The sequence below is a fragment of the Aeromicrobium sp. NPDC092404 genome (assembly GCF_040684095.1).
In the GTDB taxonomy this organism is placed as follows: Bacteria; Actinomycetota; Actinomycetes; order Propionibacteriales; family Nocardioidaceae; genus Aeromicrobium.
Window position 1 is genome coordinate 860,845 of record NZ_JBFBFI010000001.1, and the last position, 13,515, is coordinate 874,359.

At 68.4% G+C, this 13,515-nt stretch carries 12 protein-coding genes; 7 read left to right on the top strand and 5 right to left on the bottom strand.

Features of this window, described 5'->3' with window-relative positions; translation table 11 throughout:
- Positions 1-21: 21 nt before the first annotated feature.
- Entirely contained in the window at positions 22-3,822 is a 3,801-nt protein-coding gene (gene metH / locus AB0N22_RS04345) for a methionine synthase (RefSeq protein WP_364636527.1), read from the bottom strand.
- 214 nt (positions 3,823-4,036) lie between these two features.
- Here metH and AB0N22_RS04350 point away from each other — a divergent pair, with 214 nt between their 5' ends.
- On the top strand, positions 4,037-4,678 hold the full coding sequence (locus tag AB0N22_RS04350) for an HAD family phosphatase (protein ID WP_364636529.1): 642 nt from the start codon (positions 4,037-4,039) through the stop codon (positions 4,676-4,678).
- A gap of 5 nt (positions 4,679-4,683) precedes the next feature.
- Here AB0N22_RS04350 and AB0N22_RS04355 read toward each other — a convergent pair whose 3' ends face one another.
- Genes AB0N22_RS04355 through AB0N22_RS04365 form a run of 3 tightly spaced genes read right to left on the bottom strand, consistent with a single transcriptional unit; the run spans position 4,684 to position 6,210 of the window.
- Positions 4,684-5,154 (bottom strand): hypothetical protein, encoded by a 471-nt coding sequence (locus AB0N22_RS04355; protein WP_364636531.1) that lies wholly within the window; start codon positions 5,152-5,154, stop codon positions 4,684-4,686.
- Positions 5,155-5,170: 16 nt separating this feature from the next.
- Positions 5,171-6,016 carry a PD-(D/E)XK nuclease family protein gene (locus AB0N22_RS04360; protein WP_364636533.1) on the bottom strand — a complete coding sequence of 282 codons (846 nt, stop codon included), beginning with the start codon at positions 6,014-6,016 and terminating at the stop codon, positions 5,171-5,173.
- A gap of 53 nt (positions 6,017-6,069) precedes the next feature.
- Positions 6,070-6,210, bottom strand: coding sequence for a hypothetical protein (locus AB0N22_RS04365; RefSeq protein WP_364636535.1), 141 nt, complete (start codon positions 6,208-6,210; stop codon positions 6,070-6,072).
- 80 nt (positions 6,211-6,290) lie between these two features.
- On the opposite strand from AB0N22_RS04365, the gene AB0N22_RS04370 reads away from it, so the two are divergent.
- The 6 genes from AB0N22_RS04370 (at position 6,291) to AB0N22_RS04395 (ending at position 12,591) form a co-directional block, all read left to right on the top strand.
- Positions 6,291-7,220 (top strand): site-2 protease family protein, encoded by a 930-nt coding sequence (locus tag AB0N22_RS04370; RefSeq protein WP_364636537.1) that lies wholly within the window; start codon positions 6,291-6,293, stop codon positions 7,218-7,220.
- Entirely contained in the window at positions 7,217-8,107 is an 891-nt protein-coding gene (locus tag AB0N22_RS04375; protein WP_364636539.1) for a tRNA (adenine-N1)-methyltransferase, read from the top strand. Before AB0N22_RS04370 ends, AB0N22_RS04375 begins: the two co-directional genes overlap by 4 nt.
- Positions 8,108-8,213: 106 nt before the next feature.
- Positions 8,214-9,938 (top strand): proteasome ATPase, encoded by a 1,725-nt coding sequence (arc, locus tag AB0N22_RS04380; RefSeq protein WP_364636541.1) that lies wholly within the window; start codon positions 8,214-8,216, stop codon positions 9,936-9,938.
- Positions 9,939-9,983: 45 nt separating this feature from the next.
- A complete protein-coding gene (locus AB0N22_RS04385; protein ID WP_364636543.1) occupies positions 9,984-10,877 on the top strand; it encodes an ATP-binding cassette domain-containing protein in 894 nt (297 codons plus the stop codon).
- Positions 10,874-12,082 carry an ABC transporter permease gene (locus tag AB0N22_RS04390; RefSeq protein WP_364636545.1) on the top strand — a complete coding sequence of 403 codons (1,209 nt, stop codon included), beginning with the start codon at positions 10,874-10,876 and terminating at the stop codon, positions 12,080-12,082. Before AB0N22_RS04385 ends, AB0N22_RS04390 begins: the two co-directional genes overlap by 4 nt.
- Before the next feature lie 23 nt (positions 12,083-12,105).
- Positions 12,106-12,591 carry a GNAT family N-acetyltransferase gene (locus tag AB0N22_RS04395; protein ID WP_364636547.1) on the top strand — a complete coding sequence of 162 codons (486 nt, stop codon included), beginning with the start codon at positions 12,106-12,108 and terminating at the stop codon, positions 12,589-12,591.
- Here AB0N22_RS04395 and AB0N22_RS04400 read toward each other — a convergent pair.
- Positions 12,584-13,492 carry a DMT family transporter gene (locus tag AB0N22_RS04400; RefSeq protein WP_364636549.1) on the bottom strand — a complete coding sequence of 303 codons (909 nt, stop codon included), beginning with the start codon at positions 13,490-13,492 and terminating at the stop codon, positions 12,584-12,586. The two genes, AB0N22_RS04395 and AB0N22_RS04400, sit on opposite strands and share 8 nt — an antisense overlap.
- Between the last annotated feature and the right edge of the window lie 23 nt (positions 13,493-13,515).

Sequence of the window (13,515 nt, forward strand, 5' to 3'; positions counted from 1 at the left end):
CCTAGCCCGCGGCATGCGGACTCATTCGTTCTCGGTGCGGTACCCGAGGTTGGGCGACAGCCATTTCTCGGCCTCGTCGACGCTCCAGCCCTTGCGGGTGGCGTAGTCCTCGACCTGGTCACGGCCGATGCGTCCGACGACGAAGTACTGCGACTCGGGGTGCGAGAAGTAGAGACCGCTGACCGCAGCACCGGGCCACATCGCCATGCTCTCGGTCAGCTCGATCCCGGCGTTGGCCTCGACGTCGAGCAGCTCCCAGATGGTCTGCTTCTCGGTGTGCTCGGGGCAGGCCGGGTAGCCCGGCGCGGGACGGATCCCGGCGTAGGACTCCTTGATGAGCTCCTCGTTGCTGAGCGCCTCGTTGGGCGCGTGCGCCCAGAACTCCTTGCGCACCCGCTCGTGGAGCCGCTCGGCGAACGCCTCGGCGAGCCGGTCGGCAAGCGACTCGAGCAGGATCGCGCTGTAGTCGTCGAGCTCCTTCTTGAACTCCATGATCTTGTCCGTGATGCCGAGGCCCGCGGTGACCGCGAACGCGCCCACGTAGTCGCGCAGGCCCGTGTCCTGGGGAGCCACGAAGTCGGCCAGGGACTTGCGCGACGATCCTTCACGACCCTCGGTCTGCTGGCGCAGCTGGTGCAGCACCGTCCTGACCTCGGAGCGCGACTCGTCGGTGTAGACCTCGATGTCGTCGTTGGCGACCTGGTTGGCCGGGAACAGGCCGAAGACACCGTTGGCACGGATCCATTTCTCGGCGATGATCCGGTCGAGCATCTCCTGCGCGTCGTCGTACAGCTTGCGAGCGGCCTCGCCCGTCGACGGGTTGTTGAGGATGTCGGGGAAGCGGCCCTTCATCTCCCACGCGCTGAAGAACGGCTGCCAGTCGATGTACGGGCGCAGCTCCTCGAGCGAGTAGTCCGTCAGCGTCTTGACGAACTGGGTCGCGTCGCCGTGACGGTGGTCGCAGTCCGGGCCGGAGCACAGGTCGCGGGCCTGCTGCAGCAGCATGCGCGGACGCGGCGGGGTGTAGTCGCTCCAGTCGATGGGTGTCGCCTTCTGGCGGGCCACGTCGATCGGCAGCAGCGTACGGGTGTCCTGCCGGGCCGCGTGGCGCTCACGCAGCGCCTCGTAGTCGGCCGCGGTGTCGGCGAGCAGCTTGGGCCGTTGCTCGTCCGACAGCAGAGCGGCGACGACCGGGACCGAGCGCGACGCATCCTTCACCCAGATCACCGGGCCGTGATACTTCTGCGCGACCTTGACCGCGGTGTGTGCGCGCGAGGTCGTGGCACCGCCGATCATGAGCGGGATGTCGAAGCCCTGGCGCTCCATCTCCGTGGCGAAGTTGACCATCTCGTCGAGCGACGGCGTGATGAGGCCCGAGAGCCCGATGACATCGGCACCCTCCTCCTTGGCCGCGTCGAGGATCTTCTGCGCCGGCACCATGACGCCGAGGTCGACGACGTCGTAGTTGTTGCACTGCAGGACGACACCGACGATGTTCTTGCCGATGTCGTGCACATCGCCCTTGACCGTGGCCATGACGACCTTGCCGTTGCTGCGCTCGACGTCGCCGGGCTGCTTCTCGGCCTCGATGAACGGGATGAGGTAGGCGACGGCCTTCTTCATCACGCGAGCCGACTTCACGACCTGAGGAAGGAACATCTTGCCCTCGCCGAACAGGTCGCCGACGACGTTCATGCCGTCCATCAGCGGGCCCTCGATGACCTCGATGGGTCGACCGCCACGCTCGGAGATCAGCGTGCGGAGCTCCTCGGTGTCGGACTCGGCGAACTCGTCGATGCCCTTGACCAGAGCGTGCGTGATCCGCTCGCCCACAGGCAGCGAGCGCCATTCCTCGGACGCCACCTCCTTGACCGAGCCGTCACCGGCGAAGTCAGCGGCGATCTCGAGCAGGCGCTCGGTGGAGTCCGGCCGCCGGTTGAGGACGACGTCCTCGATGCGGTCGCGCAGCAGCTCCGGCACCTCGTCGTAGACCTCGAGGGCACCGGCGTTGACGATGCCCATGTCCATGCCGGCCGCGATCGAGTGGTAGAGGAACACCGCGTGGATGGCCTCGCGCACCGGGTTGTTGCCGCGGAACGAGAACGACACGTTGGAGACACCGCCGGAGACCAGCGCCCCCGGCAGGTTCTGCTTGATCCACCGCGTCGCCTCGATGAAGTCGACGCCGTAGTTGGCGTGCTCCTCGATGCCCGTCGCCACGGCGAACACGTTGGGGTCGAAGATGATGTCCTCGGGCGGGAAGCCCACCTCGTTGACCAGGATGTCGTACGCGCGCTGGCAGATCTGCTTGCGTCGCTCGAGGTTGTCCGCCTGACCCTCCTCGTCGAAGGCCATCACGACGACCGCGGCACCGTACTTGCGGCACAGCCGGGCCTCGCGGACGAACTTCTCCTCGCCCTCCTTCATGGAGATCGAGTTGACGATCGACTTGCCCTGGACGCACTTGAGACCGGCCTCGATGACCTCCCACTTCGAGGAGTCGATCATGGTCGGCACGCGACAGATGTCGGGCTCGGTCGCGACGAGCTTGGTGAAGCGGTCCATCGCCGCGACGCCGTCGATCATGCCCTCGTCCATGTTGATGTCGATGACCTGGGCCCCGGCCTCGACCTGCTGGCGCGCGACGGCAAGCGCGGCGGTGTAGTCGCCGGCCTTGATGAGGTTGCGGAAGCGGGCGGATCCGGTGATGTTGGTCCGCTCACCGACGTTGACGAACAGCGACTCGTCGACGACCGTGACGGGCTCGAGACCCGACAGGCGCAGTGCCGGCGTCGCCTCGGCGGGTACACGCGGAGTCTTGCCCTCGACGGCCTTGGCGATCGCGGCGATGTGCGCCGGCGTCGTGCCGCAGCAGCCACCCACAAGGTTGACGAACCCGCTGTCGGCGAACTCCGCGATGATCGCGGCCGTCTGCTCGGGCTCCTCGTCGTACTCTCCGAACGCATTCGGGAGGCCGGCGTTGGGGTAGCAGGACACGAACGTGTCGGCGATGCGCGCCATCTCGGCGATGTAGGGCCTCATCTCCTTGGCGCCCAGAGCACAGTTGAGGCCGACGAGCAACGGGTTGACGTGCCGGACCGAGTGCCAGAACGCCTCGGTGACCTGCCCCGACAACGTGCGTCCGGAGGCGTCGGTGATCGTGCCGGAGATGATGACAGGCCAGCGCCGGTCGTACTCCTCGAACAGCGTCTCGACCGCGAAGATCGCCGCCTTGGCGTTGAGCGTGTCGAAGATCGTCTCGATGAACAGGACGTCCGAGCCGCCGTCGAGCAGTCCGCGACCGGCCGTCTTGTAGGCGTCGACGAGCTGGTCCCACGTCACGTTGCGCGCCCCCGGGTCGTTGACGTCGGGCGAGATCGACGCGGTGCGGGTCGTGGGGCCCAGGGCACCGGCCACGTAGCGTGGCTTGTCGGGCGTGCGCTCGGTCATCGCGTCGCACTCGCGACGTGCCAGCCGGGCCGACTCGAAGTTGAGCTCGTAGTCGAGCTCCTCCATGCCGTAGTCGCCCAACGAGATCGCGTTCGCGTTGAACGTGTTGGTCTCGATGAGGTCGGCGCCGCCCTCGAGGTACTCGCGATGAATGCCGGCGATGATCTCGGGCTGCGTCAGTGTCAGGAGGTCGTTGTTGCCCTGCACGTCGGACGGCCAGTCGGCGAACCGCTCGCCACGGTAGCCCGCCTCGTCGGGGCGGTCGCGCTGGATCGCCGTGCCCATCGCGCCGTCCAGCACCATGATGCGGCTCTGCAGGAGCTCGGTCAGGGCGGACGTGGCGTCAGGGCGGAGCTGAGGGGTGTGGGACATCGAGCAATCCTTCGAGGTGTTGATCGGCAGGAGTGCTGGGGAGCTCCAGCCGGCGGCGGGCTCGCCTGGGCCTCGGGAGCTCCCGAACTTCGTCCCACCAGTATCTCACGACCGGCAAGCTGATGCGGGGACCTTCCGCCCGCGTGGACACCCTGTCGGGCATGACCACCGACGCGCGCATCGCGGCGCCGGCCGGCTGATCTACGGTGGACGGGTGACCGCATACGCCGCCGTCCTGTGGGACCTCGACGGCACCATCGTCGACACCGAACCCTTGTGGATGGCCGCCGAGCACGCCTTGGCCGCCGAGCACGGGAAGATCTGGACCGAGGAGGACGGGCTCGCCCTCGTCGGCAACTCGCTGATCGCCTCGGGGCACTACATCCGTGAGAAGCTCGAGCTCGAGATGTCGGCCGAGGACGTGGTCGACTACCTCGTGACCAAGCTCGCGACGTCGCTGACCGAGCACATCGACTGGCGTCCGGGGGCGCGCGACCTGATCCAGGCCCTCGAGGCCGAAGGTGTGCCGCAGGCACTTGTCACGATGTCCTACGCGGCGATCGCCGAGCCTGTCGTGGCCGCGCTGCCGTTCAAGGCGGTCGTGACCGGGGACATCGTGTCGCGGCCGAAGCCGCACGCCGATCCCTACCTGCTGGCGGCCGAGCTGCTGGGCGTGAACGCCAAGGACTGCCTGGCGATCGAGGACTCCGGCACCGGTGCCGCCTCGGCGAGTGCGGCCGGCTGCGACGTGCTGGTCGTGCCGCACTTCGTGAACGTGCCCGAAGCGGATCGACGGGTGCAGATCCCGACGTTGGAGGGGCTCGCGCCCGACGCTCTGGACGCGCTCTTCGCCTAGAGCGATCAGCGGTTGAACAAGCCGCCGAGCAGGCCCTTCCTCCGTCGCCAGCCGTGCTGCTCGAGGAACGTGAACAACGGCTCCTTGATGCGCTTGGTCGAGAACGAGTAGGCGACCGGCTTGATCGAGACCCCGTCGTCGGTCTTGTTGATGCCGCCGAGCTCGAAGCTGAACTCCTTGCTGCTGGTCTTGCCGGAGAAGAAGCTCTTCTGGAAGCCGGCGCTGTCGGCGTCGACCGAGGTCGTGGTCGCTGTGTGGACCTCATTGAAGTCGTAGGTGTCCTTGGCGATGTCGAAGGTGACCGTGATGCGGTAGTCACGATCGATCGACGTGAGCTCGGTCGGGTAGAGCGAGGTCGCCTTGACGATGTCCCAGGAGCCGACGATCGTATCGCCCTCGGCTGCGAAGGCGAATGGCTCGCCGGGCTGGTTGAGGGACGGTACGGCTGCCAGCACGTCGGCGAGGGGAGTCGTCATGCCCACACCGTACGGGTCAGGACGCCTGCGGGACGTTGACGATCTCGAACAACGGCATCTCCGGGGGAGTACCGCCGAACTCGGGGCACAGCGCCTTGTGGGCGCACCACCCGCACAGGCCGCTCTTGCGCGGCGGGAAGTCGCGCAGCTCGATGGCTCGCTCGATCGCGGCCCACAGCGCCACCAGCTTTCGCTCGGTCGCGAGCAGCTCCTGCTCGTCGGGCTCGTACGTCAGGAACGATCCGTCGCCGAGATACATCAGCTGGAGCAACGTCGGCAGGACACCGCGGGTGCGCCAGATGACCAGCGCGTAGAACCGCATCTGGAACATCGCCTTGTCCTCGAACCGCGGGTTGGGGGACCGGCCAGTCTTGTAGTCGACCACCCTGACGCGGCCGTCGGGGGCGATGTCGATGCGGTCGACGATGCCGGCGAACGTCACGCCGGACTCGAGCTCGTAGGACACCCGCTCCTCACGCGAAGCCGGCTCGAGCCAGCGGGGGTCCTCCATGGCGAAGTAGGTGCGCAGCAGGTCGACGCACGAGGCGAGCCAAGCGGTCTCGTCGGCAGCCTGCTCGACGGTGAACAGATCGGCGAGCCGGGGCTCCTCGGACCGGAGCTTGTCCCACTCACCGGGCAGCAGCTCGACGGCGCGGTCGAGCGTACGGCCCGGAGCCTCCTCGCCGAACAGGTCCTCGAGGACGGCGTGCACCAGCGTGCCCCTGACCATGACCGGGTCGGCGGGCTCGGGGAGCCGGTCGATCGTGCGGAAGCGGTAGAGCAGGGGGCAGTTCTGGAAGTCGCCGGCGCGGCTCGGCGACAACGACCGGCGTACGGTCAGCAGCGTGTCGACGTCGTCCATGCCAACAGACTAGTTGCGGCCACCGACGAATCCCGGCAGCACGTGGCGGAGGGTCAGGAGTACGGGCCCGAGAACGGCGCCGGTGCATCTGGGTCGTCCGGTTCGCTGTCGAGATTGGGGTCGGTGGCCTTGTGCTTGGGGTCGTCGTCAGGGTCCTCGGCGATCCGGGGGTCTTCTGGGGGTACTTCGCTCATGCCCTCCAGTCTGCCCTGCATCGGCCCTGTCCGCTCCCGGCGAGGCGGCCCGGGCCGGTGGAACCCGATAGGTTGACCCGGTGAGCTCAACCCAGCACCCGGGCGCCTGGCGCCTCGGACGCCTCGTCGGCGTCGACGTGCTGATCAAGCCGTCGTTGCTGGTCATGGGCGCTGCGCTCATCCTGCTGTTCGCCCCGCGGTTCGACGACCGCACCGACGCCAATCCGTACGTCCTCGCGTTGGCCTTCGTGCTGGCGCTGTACGTGTCGGTGCTGATCCACGAGCTCGCGCACGTGGCCGTGGCGCGAGGCTTCCGCATGCGCGTGCACTCCGTCACGCTGCACCTCCTGGGTGGCGAGACCCTCATCGAGGGCGAGAGCCGCACCCCGTGGCAGGAGCTGGCCGTCTCGATCGCCGGGCCGTTGTCCTCGTTCGCGATCGGCCTGGTGTGCTTCGCCGTGGAGCCGTCGCTCAACGGCACCCCCGCAGACGTGATGTACGCCGTCGCCCAGGTCAACATCCTCGTGGCGATCTTCAACATGCTGCCGGGGCTCCCGCTCGACGGTGGCCGCGTCTTCCGCGCGGTGATCTGGCAGGTCACCGGCCGCGAGGAGACCGGCATCCGGATCGCCGCCTGGTTCGGCCGCGTCACGGCTGTCGCGATCGTCGCCTACGCGCTGACCCGCGCGGGCGAGCCGAGCTTCGAGATCGACGTCGCGATCGCGGTGCTGGTCGGGTTCTTCCTGTGGCAGGGCGCCGGCGACGCGCTCGCCAACGCCGGCCGCTCGGCCCGCATCAACGCCCTGGTCGCACGTGAGATCGGATTCCCCGGCGCCACCCCACCACCCAACGCCGAGCAGCTCTCGGCCGACCTGCACGGAGCACACCTGTTGAAGGCCATGGCAGCACGACCCGCAGAGGCGTACGCGTTGATGGAGCAGGACGGCACGGTCTACGGGGTACTCACCGCGCGCGCCGTCGACGAGGCCTACCGGGCGGGGCGGCGATGACGTCGTTCATGCGCAGCGGGCCGCTCGAGCCCGGCGAGTGGGTACGCCTGACGGACCCCAAGGGCCGCAAGCACAACGTGCAGCTGGCCGTCGGTGCTGAGTACTCGACCAAGAAGGGCCAGCTCAAGCACGACGCCATGATCGGTCAGCCCGAGGGCATCGTCATCGAGTCCTCCATGGGCGCGCCCTACCAGGTGTTCCGCCCCCTGCTGTTCGAGTACGTCGTGTCGATGCCGCGCGGCGCCGCGATCATCTATCCCAAGGACGCGGCCCAGATCGTGGCCCAGGCCGACATCTACCCGGGCGCTCGTGTCGTCGAGGCCGGCGCCGGCTCCGGCAGCCTCACGGCCTACCTCCTGCGGGCGATCGGTCCCGAGGGGACGCTCGGCTCGTACGAGATCCGCGAGGACTTCGCGGAGAACGTCGTCCGCAACGTCCACCAGGTCGCGGGTCCCAACCCTCCGGGCTGGACGCTGACGGTGGGCGACGTGCGCGAGGTCATCAGCGAGACCGAGATCGACCGGCTGATCCTCGACATGGTCGACCCGTGGACCTGCATCCCGCTCGCCGCCGAGCGGCTGGTGCCGGGCGGCATCATCTGCGCGTACGTCGCGACGACGACCCAGCTGTCGCGGTTCGTCGAGACCGTGCGGGAGCAGGGCGGCTTCACCGAGCCCCGCGCGTGGGAGACCCTCGAGCGCGACTGGCACCTCGAGGGCCTCGCCGTCCGCCCCGACCACAGGATGAACGGCCACACCGCATTCCTCGTGACGGCCCGCCGGATGGCCCCCGGCCAGACGGCGCTGGAGAAGTCCCGGCGCCCGGCGCCCGGGGCGTACGGGCCCGACTACACCGGCCCGCGGCCGGCCGGATTCGTCCCCGAGTAGCCACGCGTGCACGCCGTCACCCAAAAGACACTTTCCCTGTGGTCGAGATGACAGACGAAGTTCTGGTGCAGACGGGTAGGGTCGTTCGTACGAGCAGGAGGTGGCCATGACCGACAACGAGCCCATCCAGACGAGCGGCTCCGACCAGGAGCTCGCGTACTTGCGCGCGGAGGTCGAGCACCTCAGGCGGCGTCTCGGCACAGAGGGGTCCACGGACTCCCGGCTCTCCGAGCTCGAGGCCAGGCTCAGCGCGACCAGCTCGCAGAACGAGCGACTGAGCTCGACGCTGCGCGAGGCCCGCGACCAGATCGTGTCCCTCAAGGAAGAGGTCGACCGACTGGCGCAGCCCCCGACGGGCTTCGGCACGTTCCTCCAGCGCAACGACGACGAGTCCGTCGACGTCTTCACGGGTGGCCGCAAGCTCCGCGTCAACGTCAGCCCCTCGGTCGACAAGGACGCCCTCCAGAAGGGTCAGGAGGTCATCCTCAACGAGGCCATGAACGTCGTCACGGCGCTCGACTTCGAGCTCGTCGGCGAGGTCGTGTCGCTCAAGGAGATCCTGGCCGACAACGAGCGCGCCCTCGTGATGGGCAACGCCGACGAGGAGCGCATCGTGCGCCTCGCGGAGTCGCTCGAGGGCACCAAGCTCCGTCCGGGTGACTCGCTGCTCCTCGACTCCCGGTCGGGCTACGTCTACGAGCGCATCCCCAAGAGCGAGGTCGAGGACCTGGTGCTCGAGGAGGTCCCCGACATCGACTACGAGAGCATCGGCGGCCTGCGCAACCAGATCGAGTCCATCCGTGACGCGGTCGAGCTGCCCTACCTGCACCCCGAGATCTTCATCGAGCACGAGCTCAAGCCACCCAAGGGCGTCCTGCTCTACGGCCCTCCCGGCTGCGGCAAGACCATGATCGCCAAGGCCGTCGCCGCCTCGCTGGCCAAGAAGGTCTCCGAGCGCACCGGCGAGGAAGGCCGTTCGTACTTCCTCAACATCAAGGGTCCCGAGCTGCTCAACAAGTACGTCGGCGAGACCGAGCGGCACATCCGCCTGGTGTTCCAGCGGGCCCGCGAGAAGGCGAGCGAGGGCACCCCGGTCATCGTGTTCTTCGACGAGATGGACTCGCTGTTCCGCACCCGCGGCTCCGGCGTCTCCTCCGACGTCGAGAACACGATCGTCCCGCAGCTGCTGAGCGAGATCGACGGGGTCGAGGGGCTCGAGAACGTCCTGGTGATCGGCGCCTCCAACCGCGAGGACATGATCGACCCGGCGATCCTGCGTCCCGGGCGCCTCGACGTCAAGATCAAGATCGAGCGCCCCGACGCGGAGTCCGCGACCGACATCTTCAGCAAGTACCTCACGGCCGGCCTGCCGCTGCACGCGGACGACCTGGCGGAGTGGAACGGCGATCGCCAGGCCTGCGTGTCCGGCATGATCCAGCGCACGGTCGAGCGCATGTACACCGAGTCCGAGGACAACCAGTTCCTCGAGGTCACCTACGCCAACGGTGACAAGGAGGTCCTCTACTTCAAGGACTTCAACTCCGGTGCCATGATCCAGAACATCGTCGACCGGGCCAAGAAGATGGCGATCAAGGACCTGCTCGAGCACGGACAGCGCGGGCTGCGGGTGCAGCACCTGCTGCAGGCCTGCCTCGACGAGTTCAAGGAGAACGAGGACCTGCCCAACACGACCAACCCCGACGACTGGGCGCGGATCTCGGGCAAGAAGGGCGAGCGCATCGTGTTCATCCGCACCCTCATCTCCGGCAAGAGCGGCAACGAGCCAGGCCGCTCGATCGACACGGTTGCCAACACCGGCCAGTACCTCTAGCTCCGCGCCGCACGGCAAGCTCCACCCACAGTCTCCGGGGAGAAGATGACGACGGGATTGACGCTCGAGCACGTCTGCAAGACGTACGGGGACCTGAAGGCTCTCGACGACCTGAGCTTCACCGTGGGCCGCGGCGAGCTCTTCGGGTTCGTCGGCAGCAACGGCGCCGGCAAGACCACGACGATGCGGATCCTGCTGGGCGTGCTGTCGGCGGACTCCGGGCGAGTCCTCCTGGACGGCGTCCCCCTCGATGCCCCAGCACGGCGCCGGTTCGGCTACATGCCGGCCGAGCGCGGGCTCTACCCGAAGATGAAGGTCGGTGAGCAGCTCGTCTACTTCGCCCGTCTGCACGGGATGACCGCGGCCGAGGCCACTGAGTCGATGCGGCACTGGATCGAGCGCCTGGGTGTCAGCGACCGCGTGGACGACCACGTCGACACGTTGAGCACCGGCAACCAGCAACGCGTCCAGCTCGCGGCCGCCCTGGTCCACGACCCGGCCGTCCTCGTCCTGGACGAGCCGTTCTCCGGGCTCGACCCCGTGGCGGTCGACGTCATGAGCGAGGTGCTGAGCGAGAAGAGCTCGTCGGGGGTCCCCGTGCTGTTCTCCAGCCATCAGCTGGAGCTCGTCGAGCAGCTGTGCGACCGCGTGGGGATCATCGCTGACGGCTCGCTGGTCGCGGTCGGCACGGTCGACGAGCTGCGGTCGGGCCAGCCCGTCCGGCTCGAGGTCGTCACCGAGGCGCCAGCCGGATGGGCCGACGAGCTGCACGGCGTGACGACGATCTCCGCGAGTGGCGACCGGTTCCTCCTCGAGGTCGAGGACCCGTCCGGTGACCAGGACGTGCTGGCGGCCGCGCTGCGTCACGGGCCGGTGAGCCGGTTCGGGCGGGTGCAGCCCAAGCTGTCAGAGCTCTACCGTGAAGCGGTGTCGGCGTGACCGGCGCTCGTACGTCGAAGGTGTCCTGGCACCTCGCCTCGCTCGTCGCCCAGCGCGAGTTCACCTCGCGCGTCATGACCAAGGCCTACGCCATCAGCACGGCGGTCATGGTCGCCATCCTGGTCGGCGGGCAGATCGTCTACGCCATGGCGTCCGGCGACGAGGACCCCACAGCAATCGGGACGACCGGGGACGACCGGGCGCTGGTCGTTGCCATCAAGCAGTCCGCCAAGGCTCTGGGACACGACGTGGAGATCCGCGCCCAAGGCAGCGAGTCGAAGGCACGCGACCGGGTGAAGGACGGCGAGCTGGACGTCGCCGTGATCGGTCACGAAGACGGATCGGTGGACGCCGTGAGCCAGGACGAGCTCGACAGCGAGCTCGAGTCGATCCTCCAGGCGGCGGGCAAGCAGGTCGCACTGGAAAAGGCCCTGGTGGCCCAGGACGTCGACGCGGACCGGCTCGCCGCAGACGTGGAACGCGCGTCGATCGACGTCGACGTGCTCGACCCCGACGACCCTGACAAGGGGCAGCGCGTCGCCCTGGCCTACATCGCGGTCCTGCTGCTGTTCTTCACGGTCTACCTCTACGGGCTCTACGTCGCGATGGGTGTCGTCGAGGAGAAGTCCAGCAGGGTTGTCGAGCTGCTGCTCTCCACGATCAAGCCGCTGGAGCTGTTGGTGGGCAAGGTGATCGGCATCGGCGCAGTCGGCTTGATGCAGGTCGTGGTCTTCGGGGGAGCGGCGCTCGCGACCGGCCTCGCAACCGACGTGGTGACGATCGGCAGCACCGCGATCGCCGTGTTCGCCGCCTCGATCCTCTGGTACGTCCTGGGATTCGCCTTCTTCGCGGTCCTCTACGCCGCGCTCGGCTCGCTGGTGTCGCGGCAGGAGGACGTCAACAACGCCACGATGCCGCTCAGCATCCTCGCGTTCGCGATCTTCTTCGCGGCCCAGGCCTCGCTCAGCACGCCGGACTCGGGGTGGATCGAGACCCTCTCGTGGATCCCGCCGTTCTCGGCGACGTTGATGCCCTTGCGGATCGCGGCCGGCGTGACCGACCCGCTCCAGGTCGTGGGCACCGTCATCATCATGCTCGTGGCCACCGCTGTCACGGCCGTGTTCGCCGCGCGCATCTACGAGAGCTCCGTCCTCAACACCGGCGGCAGGCAGTCCCTCCGTGGTGCGCTCAGCCGGTCCCGTTGACATCCGTACGCCCGAGGAACCCGATGCCCGCCGACATGACCCACGACCTCCGCCCTGCGGCGTACGACAGCGCCGACGCGGCGCTGCTGACCGCCGAGGTGCAGCAGGAGTACGTCCGGCGCTACGGCGGTGAGGGCGACACCGCCCCGGTCGACACGTCCGAGTTCGACGGGCCCAACGGCCGCTTCTTCATGATCTACGTCGGCGACGTCCCAGCGGCGATGGGCGGCTGGCGACGCCACGCGCCACTGGCCGAGTGGGACGACGCGGAGATCAAGAGGATGTACGTACGGCCGGCCTTCCAGCGGCGTGGCCTGGCCCGACGGCTTCTCGACGAGCTCGAGCGGTCCGCAGCGGAGGCCGGTGTCACGCGGTTGATCCTGGAGACCGGGCTGGGGCAGCCCGAGGCTATCGCCCTCTATCGGTCGATGGGCTACGAGGAGATCCCGGCGTTCGGCTACTACGCCGACGAGCCGGACAGCGTCCACCTGGCCAAGGTGCTCACCTGAGCGCGTCCACCGTCTCGCGCGATTCCTCGCGCGACCTCGCTCCGCTCCGCAAGGCGATCACGACGCCGACAGCGGACAGGGCGAGGCCGGCCAGACCCGCTGCGTGCACCCGGTCACCGAACATCACGGCGGCCCACAGCATCGTGGTCGGCGGGGTGAGGTAGAGCCACGTGCTCGCCCGCGTCGCACCCTGCTTCCGCGAGACGTAGAGGTAGGCGCCGTAGCCGCCGAAGCTCGACAGCACGACCACCCAAGCGACCGCGACCCAGAAGCCGGCCGGTGTCGGCTCGTCGACCGTGCCCTCCACCAGCGCCAACAGCCAGAAGGCCACGGCTCCGGTGACGGTCTGGATCGTGAGGGCCATCAGCACCGACTCACGGGGCTGCCAGCGCTGCTGGAGGACCGTGCCGACCGAGAGCGCCAGCATGCCGCCGACCGGCAGCAGATAGGCCCACCACGGCGCGTCGCCGGCCGACAGGTCCCCGGACACCACCAGCACGACCCCGCCGAGGCCCAGGCCGAGCCCGAGCAGCTGTGCAGCGTGAACCCGCTCGGCCAGGATCATCGCGGCCAGGGCGATCACCACCAGCGGCTGCAGCGAGGCGATCAGGGCTGTCGTGCCGGCTGGTGCACCCAGCCCCACACCGGTCACGGTGAGACCGAGGTAGGCCGCTTGGCACAGCACACCGAGGGCCACTTGACGGCGGATTCCGGTGCGGTCGACTCGTTCGCGTCGCCAGCAGCAGATCGCCACGAGGATCGCGGACGCCACCAGGTAGCGCCACGCCAGCAAGGTCGAGGCGGGTGCCTCGCGGGTGCCGAGCTCGGCACCGATGAACCCGGAGCTCCACAGGACGACCAGGGCCACGGGAGGGACGACAGTGCGCAGGTTCGCGTGCATGTCCTTCACATAACCATACCGGT